12 protein-coding genes and 1 riboswitch are annotated in these 16284 nt (G+C 68.4%); of the genes, 3 read left to right on the forward strand and 9 right to left on the reverse strand.

The annotated features are described in order from the left end of the window. Positions 1–446: 446 nt before the first annotated feature. The 5 genes from HII36_RS30235 to HII36_RS30255 all read right to left on the reverse strand — a co-directional run bounded on the left by HII36_RS30235 (position 447) and on the right by HII36_RS30255 (position 7554). The gene (locus HII36_RS30235; protein WP_173526681.1) at positions 447–2945 is read right to left on the reverse strand and encodes an ATP-dependent Clp protease ATP-binding subunit; all 2499 of its coding nucleotides are present in this window, start codon (positions 2943–2945) and stop codon (positions 447–449) included. A gap of 1062 nt (positions 2946–4007) precedes the next feature. Beyond that, on the reverse strand, positions 4008–4340 hold the full coding sequence (locus HII36_RS30240) for a histone-like nucleoid-structuring protein Lsr2 (RefSeq protein ID WP_173526682.1): 333 nt from the start codon (positions 4338–4340) through the stop codon (positions 4008–4010). A gap of 512 nt (positions 4341–4852) precedes the next feature. Beyond that, positions 4853–5344: an RDD family protein gene (locus tag HII36_RS30245; RefSeq protein WP_173526683.1), complete on the reverse strand. Its 492-nt coding sequence runs from the start codon at positions 5342–5344 to the stop codon at positions 4853–4855. Positions 5345–5468: 124 nt separating this feature from the next. Further along, a complete protein-coding gene (locus tag HII36_RS58810) occupies positions 5469–6893 on the reverse strand; it encodes an RDD family protein (protein WP_173526684.1) in 1425 nt (474 codons plus the stop codon). Between the two features lie 97 nt (positions 6894–6990). Beyond that, complete coding sequence (locus tag HII36_RS30255) at positions 6991–7554, reverse strand: amino-acid N-acetyltransferase (protein WP_173526685.1); 564 nt, start codon at positions 7552–7554, stop codon at positions 6991–6993. A 317-nt stretch (positions 7555–7871) separates the two neighbouring features. Then, positions 7872–8023: riboswitch (cyclic di-AMP (ydaO/yuaA leader) on the forward strand. A 5-nt stretch (positions 8024–8028) separates the two neighbouring features. Between HII36_RS30255 and HII36_RS30260 the strand changes: the two genes are divergently transcribed. Continuing rightward, a complete protein-coding gene (locus HII36_RS30260) occupies positions 8029–9072 on the forward strand; it encodes a C40 family peptidase (RefSeq protein WP_173526686.1) in 1044 nt (347 codons plus the stop codon). Between the two features lie 23 nt (positions 9073–9095). On the opposite strand, the gene HII36_RS30265 is transcribed toward HII36_RS30260, so the two are convergent. Then, complete coding sequence (locus HII36_RS30265) at positions 9096–9308, reverse strand: LuxR C-terminal-related transcriptional regulator (RefSeq protein ID WP_043615366.1); 213 nt, start codon at positions 9306–9308, stop codon at positions 9096–9098. Between the two features lie 185 nt (positions 9309–9493). Between HII36_RS30265 and HII36_RS30270 the strand changes: the two genes are divergently transcribed. After that, positions 9494–10690 (forward strand): cytochrome P450, encoded by a 1197-nt coding sequence (locus HII36_RS30270; RefSeq protein WP_236004007.1) that lies wholly within the window; start codon positions 9494–9496, stop codon positions 10688–10690. Between the two features lie 49 nt (positions 10691–10739). On the opposite strand, the gene lysX is transcribed toward HII36_RS30270, so the two are convergent. Further along, positions 10740–12197, reverse strand: a complete 1458-nt coding sequence (lysX, locus tag HII36_RS30275) for a bifunctional lysylphosphatidylglycerol synthetase/lysine--tRNA ligase LysX (RefSeq protein ID WP_217370160.1) — start codon at positions 12195–12197, stop codon at positions 10740–10742. 171 nt (positions 12198–12368) lie between these two features. Here lysX and HII36_RS30280 point away from each other — a divergent pair, with 171 nt between their 5' ends. After that, a complete protein-coding gene (locus tag HII36_RS30280) occupies positions 12369–12851 on the forward strand; it encodes a hypothetical protein (RefSeq protein WP_173526688.1) in 483 nt (160 codons plus the stop codon). Between the two features lie 60 nt (positions 12852–12911). Here the strand turns inward: HII36_RS30280 and HII36_RS30285 are convergent, their stop codons facing one another. After that, the gene (locus HII36_RS30285) at positions 12912–13694 is read right to left on the reverse strand and encodes a type III pantothenate kinase (RefSeq protein ID WP_173526689.1); all 783 of its coding nucleotides are present in this window, start codon (positions 13692–13694) and stop codon (positions 12912–12914) included. Positions 13695–13697: 3 nt separating this feature from the next. Beyond that, entirely contained in the window at positions 13698–16223 is a 2526-nt protein-coding gene (locus HII36_RS30290) for an L-aspartate oxidase (protein ID WP_173526690.1), read from the reverse strand. Between the last annotated feature and the right edge of the window lie 61 nt (positions 16224–16284).

Genomic DNA, 16284 nt, shown 5'->3' on the forward strand with positions numbered 1-16284 from the left:
GGGTCCCGGCGTGCGTGGGGTCCCGGCGTGCGTGGGGTCCCGGCGTGCGTGGGGTCCCGGCGTGCGTGGCGGTCCCGGCGTGCGTGGCGGCGTCAGCGGGGGGACCTCGGCGGGGTGGCGAACTCGGGCGCGGGTGGTTGTGCGCGAGGCGTGCTGGAGGGCGATCTCGTGCAGGAGGGCGATCTCGTGCTGTGTCGCGGTTCGGAGCCGACCCGCCCGCACACCCGGCCCCCAGCGCGCCCCAGACCCGGCGTACACAAGCCCCGGCGTACACAAGCTTCGGCGTACACAGGCCCCAGGGGACACAAGCCCCGGAGGACCGGCGGACGGACACCCAGCGGCGACGACGTGCCAACACCCGACGCACACACAACGCGAGAACCCCCCGCGTGAGCACTCACGCGAGGGGTTCCCGATGAACCGGTACTCAGGGTCCCGGAGAGGACCTACTGGATCGGTGCGGCGATCGCGGCGGCCGAGTCGGGCACCTGGGAGGCCGACTCGCCCTTGAAGACGAACTTGGCGTTGTCGCCCTCGCCCTCCACCGTGACCTTCACGACCTGACCCGGACGCAGCTCGCCGTACAGGATCTTCTCCGACAGCGAGTCCTCCAGCTCGCGCTGGATGGTCCGGCGCAGCGGCCGGGCGCCCATGACCGGGTCGTAGCCGCGGTCGGCCAGCAGCTGCTTGGCATCCTGCGAGACGTCGAGCCCCATGTCGCGGTCCTTCAGGCGCGCGTCCACCTGGGCGAGCATCAGATCGACGATCTGGATGATCTCCTTCGGCGTCAGCTGGTGGAAGACCACGATGTCGTCGACACGGTTCAGGAACTCGGGCCGGAAGTGCTGCTTGAGCTCCTCCTGGACCTTGGCCTTCATCCGCTCGTAGTTGGACTCGGTGTCGTTGGACTTCGCGAACCCGACCCCGATGCCCTTGGAGATGTCGCGGGTGCCGAGGTTGGTGGTCATGATGATGACCGTGTTCTTGAAGTCGACCACGCGGCCCTGGGCGTCGGTCAGGCGACCGTCTTCCAGGATCTGCAGCAGCGAGTTGAAGATGTCGGGGTGGGCCTTCTCGATCTCGTCGAACAGGACCACGGAGAACGGCTTGCGCCGCACCTTCTCGGTGAGCTGGCCGCCCTCCTCGTAGCCGACGTAGCCGGGAGGCGAGCCGAACAGCCTGGAGACGGTGTGCTTCTCCATGAACTCCGACATGTCCAGGCTGATCAGAGCGTCTTCGTCGCCGAAGAGGAACTCCGCCAGAGCCTTGGACAGCTCGGTCTTACCGACACCGGACGGACCCGCGAAGATGAACGAGCCACCGGGACGGCGCGGGTCCTTCAGACCGGCGCGGGTACGCCGGATGGACCGCGACAGACCCTTGATGGCGTCGTCCTGGCCGATGATCCGCTTGTGGAGTTCGTCCTCCATGCGGAGCAGGCGCTGCGACTCCTCCTCGGTCAGCTTGAAGACCGGGATGCCGGTGGCGGTCGCCAGGACCTCGGCGATGAGCTCCTGGGTGACCTCGGCCACGACGTCCATGTCGCCGGCCTTCCACTCCTTCTCCCGCCGCTCGCGCTTGAGCTGGAGCTGCTTCTCCTGGTCGCGGAGGGCAGCGGCCTTCTCGAAGTCCTGCGCGTCGATCGCGGACTCCTTGTCGCGACGGACGTTGGCGATCTTCTCGTCGTACTCGCGCAGGTCCGGCGGAGCGGTCATCCTGCGGATGCGCATCCGCGAGCCGGCCTCGTCGATGAGGTCGATCGCCTTGTCGGGCAGGTAGCGGTCGCTGATGTAGCGGTCGGCCAGCTGCGCGGCGGCGACCAGCGCGTCGTCGGTGATCGACACGCGGTGGTGCGCCTCGTAGCGGTCGCGCAGGCCCTTGAGGATCTCGATCGTGTGGCTGAGCGACGGCTCGGCCACCTGGATCGGCTGGAAGCGCCGCTCCAGCGCCGCGTCCTTCTCGAGGTACTTGCGGTACTCGTCAAGAGTGGTGGCGCCGATGGTCTGCAGCTCGCCGCGGGCCAGCATCGGCTTGAGGATGCTGGCGGCGTCGATCGCGCCCTCGGCGGCGCCCGCGCCGACGAGCGTGTGCAGCTCGTCGATGAACAGGATGATGTCGCCGCGCGTGCGGATCTCCTTGAGCACCTTCTTCAGACGCTCTTCGAAGTCACCGCGGTAGCGGGAGCCGGCGACCAGGGCGCCGAGGTCAAGCGTGTAGAGCTGCTTGTCCTTCAGCGTCTCGGGCACCTCGCCCCTGACGATCTTCTGCGACAGGCCCTCGACGACGGCGGTCTTGCCGACGCCGGGCTCGCCGATCAGAACCGGGTTGTTCTTGGTCCTCCTGGAGAGGACCTGCATGACCCGCTCGATCTCCTTCTCGCGGCCGATGACCGGATCCAGCTTGCCCTCGCGGGCGGCCTGGGTCAGGTTGCGGCCGAACTGGTCGAGCACCAGGGACGTCGACGGGGCCGACTCCTGCGGGCCACCCGCGGCGGCCGGCTCCTTGCCCTGGTAACCGTGGAGCAACTGGATGACCTGCTGCCTGACACGGTTGAGATCGGCTCCAAGCTTGACCAGCACCTGGGCGGCCACACCCTCACCCTCGCGGATGAGCCCGAGCAGGATGTGCTCGGTGCCGATGTAGTTGTGGCCCAGCTGCAAAGCCTCACGGAGCGACAGCTCGAGGACCTTCTTGGCCCGCGGGGTGAACGGAATGTGCCCCGACGGAGCCGACTGGCCCTGGCCGATGATCTCCTCGACCTGCTGGCGCACACCCTCAAGGCTGATGCCGAGGCTCTCCAGAGCCTTGGCGGCTACGCCCTCACCTTCGTGGATCAAACCAAGAAGAATGTGCTCAGTGCCGATGTAGTTGTGGTTGAGCATCCTGGCCTCTTCCTGGGCCAAGACGACAACACGCCTCGCTCGGTCGGTGAACCTCTCGAACATCTCGTCGCTCCTCACAGAGCGGTCAGTCAGGCCGGTAAATCCGGTCCCGTCATCCCGCATGCTAGCCCTGGCTCGGCGAACCGTGCCCACTGCCGCTGACACGCTCTATAGCTAGAGACGTTCCCCGAGAGCAGGGCGTTCACCCTCCATCCAACTACTGTTCGGGGGTGACGTGTTCCCGATACGCCGCAAGCGAACGATGTTTAGGACGCTTCGCGGAAGCGGCGGGAAATTGCGGCCCGCGGCGTGCGCAGATCAACCCGGATCGGTCATCGGACGCTGCGGTGAAGCCTGCCCAGGGGCGGCCCTTCACCCGTCACTCGCCGACAGCGCGTCCGTATCTCGTGACGTAATCATCCTATGTCCCTACCCAAAGCAGCACCAAGCGATGACGCTACGCCCAGAGCACAACGCGGGACGCGCCGGTAATCCCCATCCGGTCAGCCGGGTTACCGAACCCGGCCGGCCGCCCGCGCGTCCCGGACGTCTTTGGTGGTGGACTACAAGAGGAGCACGACCGCTTTGGCGGTCCATCACAGCGGACGGCGCGCCGGGATTGGCACTACGGTACGGCGGTGACGGGCGCCACATTGCCGGCAGGACCGCATTGCCCGCAGGGGCCGCATTGCCGGCCGGTCCCATGATTGCCAGCGCGCGCGCCCGGCTATCCGCGCGCCCGCGCCCAATCGGCCCGCGAACTCCGCGCGGAACTACGCCCGCGAACTCCACGCGGGAACTCCGGCCGCGAACTCCAACCGGGAACTCGGCCGGTGAACGAGGGCGAACAAGACCTCGGAGGCGGGAAGGCGGCCGCCGCGGAAATCATCTTTCTACGCGGGCGGCGCCCCATCATCACAAAACCTGGCGGGCGACCATGAACAGCCCGGGAAGCACAGGAACGAGCGGCCAAGAGCGACCAAAACGCCCACATATGGGGGATTAGAAGATCAACAAGAGCGCCTTCCCCTTTTGAGAACGCTCCCAGAAAACGATCATGCGCTTATGGCGGCCGCCGGGGTCCTAGGCGAACGGCATAAGCGCATGGTCGAGCAGACGGCTCTTTCAGTGAGCTCGTTCGTACTGCTCCACGACCGTGGAGGCGATACGGCCCCGCTCGCTGACCGGCAGACCGTGGGCCTTGGCCCACTGCCGGATCTCCGAGCTCTTCTCGCGGCTCATCGCACGGTTGCCGCCGCGGCCACGACGACGTGCTGATACGGCCCCTGCCCTGCGCGCATGCTGCACGAAAGGCGTGAGCGCGTCCCTCAGCTTCTTCGCGTTAAGGTCGCTGAGGTCAATCTCATAGGAGGAGCCGTCAATAGCGAAGCTGACCGTCTCATTGGCCTCGCCCCCATCGAGGTCATCGATGAGAATCTCCTGGATCTGCTTGGCCATCTACGCAATCCTTTCCCGGAGCATTGTTTCATTCGCCTGCCCAAACATATACCCGGAAAGGCGCGGAGACAATTCAACGCTACGGGGATTCGGCTGACTCGCGGATCAGTTCCGGTTCTCCGCCTGATCCTGACCGTTCGGACGCCGCCGCGGACCCTCTGCCCGCACCAACTTCACAACGCCAAAGACGAAGGCGCCGCCGACCACGAGCGGGGGGATGAGCGCTGACAATACGTCTGTTACGGCTTCCATTCGTCCTCGCCTCCACAGCGACCTGGGTTTCGGCGGCGCTTTATGCACAAGCAACGCGACGAGCGAGACCGCCCGGTGACCGCGTCGCGAAGGTGTCAACCGCCCGACTCGACCATAGCGGCACACACATGCCGTCCGTACGCCAGGGACGTCGACATCCGGCAACCCGGACGCCCCATAGCCTAATGCCAGTCTCTCCAGGCTCCTTACCGGATCAAGCGAAAATTTTGCGAATACGCATCCGCGCAGGTGCAGATGGCTCAACGAAGATCTTTGACGACGAGCGTTCCAGCCAGTCGATCATGCGGCCCGCGCTGCAGCGGCTTGTCCATGAGGATGAGCAGTCCGCCGCCGAACACCAGCATTCCGGCGAGCAGATTGACCACCGGAATCCCCATCACCATGGCCGTGCCCGGATACAGCAGCGACCGTTTCAGCAGCGCCGCCGTCCCGCCGGGCTCCTGGGGCACCAGGTGTATCCTCATGATCCTTTTGCCGAACGTGCGGCCGTCCCGCGAATGCGCCCGCCAGTCGTAGAGCGCATATGCCAGCCCGGCCAGGAACCACGCGAACAGGCCGGGCAGCCGGCCCTGGACGTCCTCCATCATCCCGACAGTTCGGAAGATGCTCCACAGCGCGATGAACAGAATGTAATAGAAGACACCGAAGACGAGCGCTTCAATGAGCCTGGCGGCCAGTCGTTCCCACCATTCCGCGGGCACCGCGGCGCCCCATGGCGATGTCGCGCCCATAACCCCACCTCGCCTCATCGGCGGCTCCAGGTGCCCTCCATTTTGGTACGCCGGGCACACACAAAACAGGGGCCGGCATGATGCCGGCCCCTGTTTTACGTTCGCGGAGTCTGCGCCGCGGAGACTACTTGGTCTTCACCACGACGGACTTGCCCATCTTGTCGCCCCACGTCTGCTGCAGCGGCTTGTCCCAGAGCTGGGAGGCGCCGTTGAGCGCGTAGTAGAGCGGCGCGACGAACCAGCCGACGACCGGGATCCAGAACAGCAGCCAGCCGCCCTGGGTGCCGAGCGCGCGCTTCAGCGACGCACCGGTCGAGAGCCCGCCGGGCTGGAGCATCCCGCCCACCTGGACGACCTTGATGCCCATGACCAGCTTGCCCACGGTCTGACCCAGCAGCTTGATCATGACGAAGTCGTAGACGACGTAAGACACGCCGATCACGAACGCGGTGAGCAGGCCGATGAGGAGGATCACCCCGAGCGCGGCGCCGACGTCATCGACGTTGCCGGTGCTGTAGTCCGGGACGAAGAGGCTGAAGATCTGGCCGATCACCCAGTACAGGATGCCGAAGATGACGCCGTCGATGATCCTGGCCACCAGGCGCTGCCACCACTCGGCCAGCGGGGCCGGCGCGCCGGGCGGCTGCACGCCCACCGGCGCACCGTACTGCTGCCCGTAGGCGGGCTGCTGGCCGTAGCCGGCCTGGGGCTGGCCGTAGGCCTGGGCGAACTGCTGGTCGCCGTACTGCTGCTGCTGACCGTACTGGGCCTGCTGGCCGTACTGCTGCTGCTGACCGTACTGCGCCTGGCCGTAGTCCGGCTGGGAGGCCGGCTGCTGGCCGTAGGCGGGCTGCTGACCGTACTGCTGCTGCTGACCATACTGGGCCTGGCCGTAGTCCGGCTGGGACGCCGGCTGCTGACCGTACTGCTGCTGCTGGCCGTAGTCGGGCTGAGCGGCCTGCTGTCCGTACTGGGCCTGCTGGCCGTAGTCGGGCTGCGACGGCTGCTGCTGACCGTAGCCGGGCTGCTGGCCGTACTGGGCCTGCTGGCCGTAGTCGGGCTGGGACGGCTGCTGCTGTCCGTACTGGGCCTGCTGGCCGTACTGGTCCTGGCCGTAGCCCTGCTGCTGACCGTAACCCTGCTGCTGGCCGTACTGCTGGCCCGAGGGGGGCTGCTGGCCGTACTGGGCCTGCTGGCCGTAGTCGGGCTGGGACGGCTGCTGTTGTCCGTACTGGGCCTGCTGACCGTACTGGTCCTGGCCATATCCCGGCTGTGACTGGGCCTGCTGCCCGTACTGGGGCTGCTGCTGACCGTAGCCGGGCTGCTGGCCGTACTGCTGCTGCTGGCCGTAACCCTGCTGCTGGCCGTACTGCTGCTGCCCGTACTGGGGCTGCTGGCCATAGGCGTCGTCCGCCCGGTAGCCGACCACAGTCACGTCGGGGTCGGGCTCGCCGTGGCGGCGGCCCGCGTTCTGCTGTCCGTATTCAGGGTGTCCCTGGCGGTTCTCGCCGGAGTCGTCCTGCGGATACGGCGGCTGTCCGGTGCTCACCGTGTCACCTCGCTTCGAGTGCGCATGTGGCACGTGTCAGGACACATGCCTGTACTGCCCAACGTATCGACATAGGTATCAACAATCACCTTTCCACTTAGCCAAGGTCCGCGTCACCCGATGTCAGGTGGAGCAGCATGCGGGTGTTGCCCAAGGTATTGGGCTTGACGTGCTCCAGATCGAGGAACTCCGCCACACCCTCGTCGTACGAGGCCAGTAGTTCGGCATAGACCTCGGGTGAGACCGGCGTGCCCTGTATAGGGCGAAAACCGTGCCTCGCGAAGAAATCGACCTCAAAAGTCAGACAGAATACACGCCTCAGACCTAGATCCTTCGCCTGCCGGATGAGGGCCGTCACGATCCGGTGGCCGATGCCCAGGCCGAGGAAGTCGGGATCGACGGCCACCGTGCGGATCTCGGCCAGATCCTCCCAGAGAACGTGAAGTGCGCCACACCCCACGACCTGACCGTCCCGCACGGCCACCCAGAACTCCTGCACGTCCTCGTACAGGGTCACGGTGGCCTTCTCCAGGAGCTTGGGACCCGCGCCGCCGTACGTGTCGACCAGCCGCTTGATCGTCCGTACGTCGGGCGTGCGGGCACGCCGGACCATGACCTCGGTCTCGGTGGTAGTGGTGGTGGGTTCGGCGACCTGCTCCATGGCTCTCCAGGGTACAGATCCCATTACGGCTCAGCCCTAACTCCCACGTCTAACCCCATCTTGTGACATGTTGTCGCCATCCAGGCACGTTGCGGCCGCATCCCCGTCCCGACCCTAGGTGGCCAGAACCTAGGGCAAAGAGGACATAAGGACGGTTCTGCCCGCCAAGACACGAGATCACCTTGTGACCCTTCAGTTGTGAAACCTCTACAGACTCGGCAGTTCTGGTTGAGCACGAACCCGGAGTGCATTAGTGTCCAGCGACGATGTTTCCCAAAGTTCTCCCATGCCCGGGCCATGTTCTGGCAGCGTCCGGCGTGGGTGACACGCCCAATCCCCCGCAAGGGGAGCCGGGGACCCGCCGGCGGCGCCACCAGCGCCGCCACTGGGGTGAATCCGAGCCTCGCTCGGTAGGGCTGCTCCGGCCCGAACCCGTCAGCTAACCCGGTAGGCGTAGACGAGAGGAGCTGGTTGGTGAAGCGTACGCGCGACCGTGGGGGGAAGTCGGCGGGCAAGCACGCCCGCCCTCCAGAACGGGTCCGGCGGCCACGCCGCCTGGCCGTGGTCGGCGTGACCGTCGCCGCGCTCCTGTTCGCCGTCCCCTTCGGCCCGGCGTCGGCCGACCCCAAGCCCTCGCTCAACGACCTGGCCAAGCAGGTCGAGAAGATGCACATCGAGATCGAGACGCTGGCCGAGCAGTACAACCAGCAGCGCGAGAAGCTCAAGACCGCCCAGAAGGCCGTGGACGCCGCGGAGAAGACACTCTCGACCAGCGAGGCCGACCTGCAGGCCAAGCAGGCCAGGGCCACCCTGCTGGCGCAGAACGTCTACATGCGCGGCTCGGTGGGCGACGCGCTGGCCTTCACCTCCTCCGCCGACCCCGACTCCTTCCTCGACCGGGCCGCGACCACGTACGCGTTCGAACAGCAGCAGGCCGAGGCGGTCAGCCAGCTCACCAAGGCCAGGGAGGCCGCCGAGCGGGCCAGGTCCGGCGCCAAGAGCCGCATCGAGGAGGTCCAGCGGATCGTCGACGACCTCGACGGCAAGCGCGACAAGATCACCAAACTGGTCGGCAAGGTCGAGAGCACCCTGTTCAAGCGCGCGCTGGGCGAGGCCGGGCGGCCTGGAACCCGCGCCACCAAGGTCAACCTGCCCATCCCAGGCACCGGCAAGGCCGCGGCCGCCGCGCGCTGGGCGCTCACCCAGCAGCTCAAGCCGTACGTCTGGGGCGCGGAAGGCCCCGGCTCCTACGACTGCTCCGGCCTGGTGATGGCCGCCTACCAGCAGGTGGGCATCTCACTGCCGCACTACACCGGCGACCAGTGGACGGCCGGCAGGCACATCGACCGCTCCGAGCTGCGCCCCGGCGACCTGGTCTTCTTCTACAGCGACCTGCACCACGTGGGCATCTACCTGGGCGGCGGCATGATGGTGCACGCGCCGCGCACGGGTGACGTGGTGCGAATCGCCTCCATCGCGCGGCGGCCGTTCGCCGGAGCGGTGCGTATCGCCGACTGAGTCGAGGGCGCCGGCGGGGAAGGTCAGATCAACTGGCGGCGCGCTGCCCAGGCCACGGCCTCGATGGCCGTGGCGACGCCGATGCGGTCGCAGATGCCCCGCAACCTGCGGCGTACCGTGCGTCCGCTGATATCCAGTCGTCTCCCTACCCGATCGACCGTGACTCCCTTGGCAAGCTCCGCCAGCAGCGCTAGGTCCGCGTGGCTCAGCTCAACGCCTTCAGTGAGCACATCCATCGGGAGCCCTCCCCCCAACAGCAGAACTCGGACGTCCCAGTCAGAGCAAAGCTGCTCGTCTCGCAGAACGTAAACGCTTCCTGGAAAGGTCGTCAAGCGGGACAATCGTCGCACTTGACGGCTCTTATTGACATGATCGCTAATATGTGTCGTACTCGGAATATGTCGTCAGCCAGCGGCCCGCGATGACGGATTCCTTCGACCCGTTCAACGCGCCGGTTCCCGCGTCGATGACCCCGGCGGACATGCTGGGATTCGACCCGTTCGACCCCGGCTTCCTGCGCGAGCCCTACGCCCGCTACCGGGAGATGCGGACGCAGGACGCGCTCTTCCGCACCCGGGGCGGCCTGCTGGTCGCGACCACGTACGAGCTGTGCTCGGCGCTGCTGCGCGATCCCAGGTTCGGCCACGGCGCCGACCCGCTGGGCAAGGGCGACCCGACTCAGCCGGTGGAGTCGTTCCTGCTCATGGATCCGCCCGACCACACCAGGCTGCGCGCCCTGGTCAGCAAGGCCTTCACGCCCCGCATGGTGGAACGGCTGCGCCCGCGCGTGGAGGAGATCACCGCCCGGCTGATCGACGGCCTGGCCGAGGAGAGCGACCTGGTCTCCGCCTTCGCCTATCCCCTGCCCGTCCTGGTCATCACCGAGCTGCTCGGCGTGCCCGCGGCCGATCACGAACGCTTCCGCGGCTGGAGCGAGACCCTGGCCCGCAGCCTTGACCCGATGTTGTCATCGGCCCTCTTATCGGAAACCGAGCGGGCCGGGCTGGAGTTCCGCGACTACTTCCGCGGCCTGATCGCGGCCAGGCGGCAGCGTCCGGGCGAGGACCTGCTGAGCGCCCTGGCCCAGCTCGACGAGCTCACCGAGGCCGAGCTGCTGGCGACCTGCGTGCTGCTGCTGGTGGCCGGCCACGAGACCACCGTGAACCTCATCGCCAACGGCGTGCTCCACCTGGCCGGGCGCGGCCTGCTCGACCGCGCCGCGACCCGTCCCAGGCAGGTGGTCGAGGAGGTGCTGCGGTTCGACCCGCCGGTGCAGCTCACGCTGCGGTTCGCGCTCCAGGACGCCGAACTGGGCGGGGTGGCCGTGCCCGCGGGCACGCCGGTGATGGGGCTGATCGGCGCGGCCAATCGCGACCCCGCGGCCTTCACCGACCCCGACCGCTTCGACCCGGACCGTGAGGGTGGCCGGCACCTGGCGTTCGGCCTGGGCATCCACTTCTGCCTGGGCGCGACGCTGGCCAGGCTGGAAGGCGAGATCGCGCTGCGCGCGCTGGCCGAGGCGGCGCCCAAGCTGGAGCCCACCGACCCGGCGCCGCCGTACAAGGAGAACCTGGTGTTGCGCGGGCTGGCCCGCCTGCCGGTGCGGCTCAGACGGTAGCGGCCATGAAACGGCACCGCCCCGGCGGGCGCGGGGCGGTGCGAATGGTTCAGCTGGTGGGCTTGACCAGCGGGAACAGGATGGTCTCGCGGATGTTCTTGCCGGTGAACGCCATGATCATCCGGTCGATGCCGACGCCCACGCCGCCCGTCGGCGGCATCGCGTACTCCAGGGCCTGCAGGAAGTCCTCGTCGAGCTGCATGGCCTCGAGGTCGCCGCCCGCCGCCAGCAGCGACTGCTCGACCAGCCGGCGCCGCTGCTCGATCGGGTCGTTCAGCTCCGAATAGGCGGTGCCCAGCTCGGTGCCGAAGCCGATCAGGTCCCACTTCTCGGTGACCAGCGGGTTCTCGCGGTGCTGGCGGGCCAGCGGCGAGGTCTCCAGCGGGTAGTCCATGACGAACGTGGGCTGGATGAGCGTGTGCTCCACCAGCTCCTCGAACAGCTCCTGGACCAGCTTGCCCGCGCCCCACTTCGGGTCCCAGTGCACGTCGCGCTGGTCGGCGAGCTTCCTGAGCTGGTCGAGCGGGGTCTCGGTGGTGATCTCCTCGCCGACCGCCTCGGACACCAGGCCGTACAGCGTGACCCGCGGCCACTCGGCGATGCCCAGGTCGATCTCCACGCCGTCGTGCACGACCACGGACGTGCCCAGCGCGGCCTGCACGCACTTCTGGTACATGCGCTGGGTCAGGTCGGCCATGTCGTGGTAGTCGAGGTAGGTGCCGTACGCCTCGAGCATGGTGAACTCGGGGTTGTGCGTGGAGTCCGCGCCCTCGTTGCGGAAGTTGCGGTTGATCTCGAAGACCTTCTCGATGCCGCCGACCACGAGCCGCTTGAGGTAGAGCTCGATCGCGATGCGGAGGTAGAGCTCCATGTCGTAGGCGTTGATGTGGGTCTTGAACGGCCGGGCCGCCGCGCCGCCGTGGATCGGCTGCAACATCGGCGTCTCGACCTCGAGGTAGCCCTCCTCGTGCCAGAAGTCGCGCACGGCGCGCACGGTCGCGCTGCGTACCCTGGCCATCTTCCTGGCGTCGTCGTTGACGATCAGGTCGACGTAACGCTGGCGGACCCGGGCCTCCGGGTCGGTGAGCCCGATGTGCTTCTCCGGCAGCGGCCGCAGGCACTTGGAGGTGATCTGCCAGCTCTCGGCCAGGATCGACAGCTCGCCGCGGCGGGAGGTGATGACCTCGCCCGAGACGCCCACGTGGTCGCCCAGGTCGACGTCGCGCTTCCAGGCGGCCAGCGACTCTTCCCCGACCTTGTCGAGGGAGATCATGACCTGCAGGTCGGCGCCGCCGTCGCGGAGCGTGGCGAAGCAGAGCTTGCCGCCGACCCGGTTGAGCATGACGCGACCCGCGACCGCGACCGTGTCACCGGTGGCGGTGTCGGGCTCCAGCCCCTGGTATTTCTCCCTGACCTCGGCGTTGGTCGCCGTACGGGGGAAATTCACCGGGTAAGGGTCGACGCCCTCGCTACGAAGGCGGTCGAGCTTTTCCCTCCGGATGCGCATCTGCTCGGGAAGTTCGTCGCTCACAACATCACAGGGTAGGGGATATGGCCGACTGCAAGGGTCTCGTCGGCGCCCTGCAGGATGGCTGCAAGCACGCTCCGTTACCAATGACTCACGAGCTCAGGGGGGTGCCGGCAGGGAGCCGGTCCAGGGAGGGCTCGGGGAGACATAATGATCAAGAAGATCGCGACCGGCGCCCTCGCCGTCGCCGCCACCACCGCGCTGGCCCTGTCACTGCCTTCCGCCGCCCAGGCGAGCGCGCCCGCGAGCTCGGGTTACGACTACCAGGACGGCTGGTCCGCCTTCGCCAAGTACGACCTGGCCAAGGCCGAAGGCTGGGTCGGCGTCGACTGGGACCACCACCAGGAGTCGAACACGGTCACCGTCAAGGGCCGCCTCTACGACCTGGACAACCGCACCTACAGCCAGGGCGGCAAGTGCGCGTACGTGAAGTTCCAGGCCGCCGACGAGGACTACGACTGGTCGACCGTCTACACCAAGAAGTACTGCGGCTACCCGGGCTTCAAGAAGTTCTACTTCGAGGAGGAGGACGTCTACAGCCTGCGCGCCAAGGTCTGCCAGATCGGCCCGAACGGTGGCCACGTGAAGAAGTGCGGCCACTGGACCTACCTCTACACGGTCGAGAGCGAGTAGCCCGCACGAACGCGAACGGCCCCCTCACCCGAGCGGGGGGCCGTTCGTCATGTCAGCGGGTCACTGCGCGTTCCTGTGGTAGATCAGGCGCAGCCCGATCAGCGTCAGCCAGGGCTCGTGCACGTCGATCGCCCGTGACTCGCCCACCACCAGCGCCGCGTGCCCGCCGGTGGCCACCACGGTCACCTCGTCGGGGTCGTCGGCCAGCTCGGCCGCCATCCGCTCGACGATGCCGTCGACCTGACCGGCGAAGCCGTAGATGATCCCGGCCTGCAGCGCCTCGACGGTGTTCTTCGCGATCACCGAGCGCGGCCTGATCAGCTCCACCTTGTGCAGCTGGGCGCCGGCCGCGGCCAGCGCGTCGACCGAGATCTCGATGCCGGGCGCGGTGACCGCGCCGACGTACTCGCCCTTGGACGACACCGCGTCGAACGAGGTCGCGGTGCCGAAGTCGACGATGATGCACGGGCCGCCGTACTGGTCGATGGCGGCCAGCGCGTTCACGATGCGGTCGCTGCCGACCTCCTTCGGGTTGTCCATCCTGACCGGCACGCCGGTGCGGATGCCCGGTTCCACGATCACCGCGGTCACGTCGCCGTAGTAGCGGCGGCACATCTCGCGCATCTCGTTCAGCACGCTCGGCACCGTGGAGCAGATGGCGATGCCGCTGATGTCGGCCCCCTTGAGCAGCGGCGACTGCGCGAGCAGCCCCTGCAGGACGACCGCGATCTCGTCGGCGGTGCGGCGGGCGTCGGTGGCCAGCCGCCAATGCTCGATGACGTCCTCGCCCTCGAACAGCCCCAGCACCGTGTGCGTGTTGCCGACGTCGATCGTGAGCAGCATCAATTACCCCCGCAGATCCAGAGCGATGTCCAGGGCCGGCGCCGAATGGGTGAGCGCGCCCACCGCAAGGTAGTCGACGCCAGTTTCGGCCACATCACGAGCCGATTCCAAGGTCAATCCCCCGCTGGCTTCAAGCGCAACCCTGTTTTTTGCTCGAATCTTCACGATTTCCACGGCTTCTGCCATCGCTTCGATCGTGAAGTTGTCCAGCAGGATCTCCTCCGCGCCCTCGGCCAGCACCGGTTCGAGCTGGTCGAGGCGGTCGATCTCGACCTCGATCGGCAGGTCGGGGTAGCGCTCGCGCACCGCGCGGAACGCCTCGGCCACGCCGCCCGCGGCCACCACGTGATTGTCCTTGATCAGGGCGGCGTCCGAGAGCGACATCCGGTGGTTGACCCCGCCGCCGCAGCGCACCGCGTACTTCTCCAGGGCGCGCAGCCCGGGCAGGGTCTTGCGGCTGTCGCGCACCCGGGCGCCGGTGCCCGCGATCGCCGCGGCCCACCTGGCGGTCAGCGTGGCCACCCCGGACAGGTGGGTGAGCAGGTTGAGCGCGGTGCGCTCGGCGGTGAGCAGGCCGCGGGTCTCGCCCTCGACGGTCATCAGCACGTCGCCCGCCCTGACCTGCTCGCCGTCCTTCGCCCTGCGCTCGGCGCGGGCGGCGCCCAGCCGGGCGAACACCACCTCGGCCACCGCCAGGCCGGACACCACGCCGTCCTTACGCGCCACCACGTCGACCACCGCGTGCTGCCCGGCCGGGATCGTGGCCAGGCTGGTCACGTCGCCGGCCTCCTGCAGGTCCTCGGCCAGCGCCCGGTCGATCAGCGCGTCGACCTCGGCCGGGTCGAGCCCGGCCGCGGCCAGTTCCTGCGCCAGGCGCGGCGGCATCGCGTCGCCGTGCGGCGTGTACGTTATTCGAGGCCCCTCCTCCGTCAGGCTCACCTCCAGGTGGCCCAGCCATTCATTGTCGTCGCGCTCGGGGAAGTCCTCGCGCCAATGCGACCCGCGCGTCTCCAGCCTGGCCCCGGCCGCGCGGGTGAGCACGGTGGCGATGGTCAGCAGGTTCGTCGCCTCCCACGACTCGGTGCACGGCGCGACCGCGACGGGCGTCCAGACGGCGTCACGCAGCGCCCTGGCCGTGGCCAGCAGGGATTCGCGGCTGCGCAGCACGCCCGAGCCGGTGCTCATGTGCGCCTGGATCCTCGGCCGCACCCGCGGGTCGACCAGGCCGGACGCGGCCTGTCCCGCGACGGGCTCGCCGGGGCGCGGGCGCGCGCGGTGGATGTGCGCGGCGATGCGCTCGGCGAAGACGAGCCCTTCGAGCAGCGAGTTCGAGGCCAGCCTGTTCGCGCCGTGCACGCCGGTGCAGGCCACCTCGCCGCAGGCGTACAGGCCGTCGATCGAGGTGCGCCCGTGCAGGTCCGTCCTGACGCCGCCGCTGGCGTAGTGCGCGGCCGGGGCGACCGGGATGGGCTCGGTGGCCGGGTCGATGCCGTGCTCGCGGCAGACCGCGTAGATCGTCGGGAAGCGGGTCTCCCACTTGTCCCTGCTGAAGTGGCGGCCGTCCAGGTAGACGTGGTCGCGGCCGCTCGCGCGCATCGTGCGCGTGATGGCCTTGGCCACCACGTCGCGCGGCGCGAGGTCGACCAGCTCGTGCTCGCCGGCCATGAACCTGGCGCCCTCGTGGTCGATCAGGTACGCCCCCTCGCCCCTGACCGCCTCGGAGATCAGCGGCTGCTGCCCGGTCGAGCCCTCGCCCAGCCACAACACGGTGGGGTGGAACTGCACGAACTCGATGTCACGCACCACGGCCCCGGCCCGCAGCGCGAGCGCCACGCCGTCGCCGGTGGACACGGCGGGGTTGGTGGTGGCCGCGTAGACCTGGCCCATGCCGCCGGTGGCGAGCACCACCGCGCCGGCCCGCACCGCGCCGACGCCGTCGCGCGCGCCCTCGCCCATCACGTGCAGCGTCACGCCGGCGGCCCGGCCGTCGGCGTCCTTGAGCAGGTCGAGCACCAGCGCGTGCTCGATGACCTCGATGCCGGCCGCGGCGACGGCCTCGATCAGCGCGCGCTGCACCTCGGCGCCGGTGGCGTCGCCGCCGGCGTGCACGATCCTGTCGCGCCGGTGCCCGCCCTCCCTGGTGAGCTGGAGCCGTCCGTCGCCGGTCAGGTCGAAGCGGGCGCCCCGCTCGATGAGCCGGCGCAGCGCGCCGGGCCCCTCGGTCACCAGGGCGTGCACGGCCGACCTGTCGCACAGGCCCACCCCGGCCAGCAGCGTGTCGTTCAGGTGCTCCTCGGGGGTGTCGGACGGGTCGAGCACGGCCGCGATGCCGCCCTGGGCCCAGCGGGTGGAGCCGGACGACAACACGTCCTTGGTGACGACCAGGACCTTGGCCGCCGGTTCGAGCTCCGCGTAACGCAGGGCCACCGTCAGACCGGCGACGCCGGAACCCACGACCACGACGTCGGCCCGGACGGTCCAGCCCGGAGCGGGGGCGGTCAAACGCAGGGGAATCCCGGGTGCGCTCATCGGGGGTCTCCTCAGTGAGGCTATTTCGTCAATATGACGATAACGCCTGCCCGTCCGTGAA

Origin of the sequence: Nonomuraea antri, from assembly GCF_013283785.1 — a bacterium.
GTDB lineage: Bacteria > Actinomycetota > Actinomycetes > Streptosporangiales > Streptosporangiaceae > Nonomuraea > Nonomuraea antri.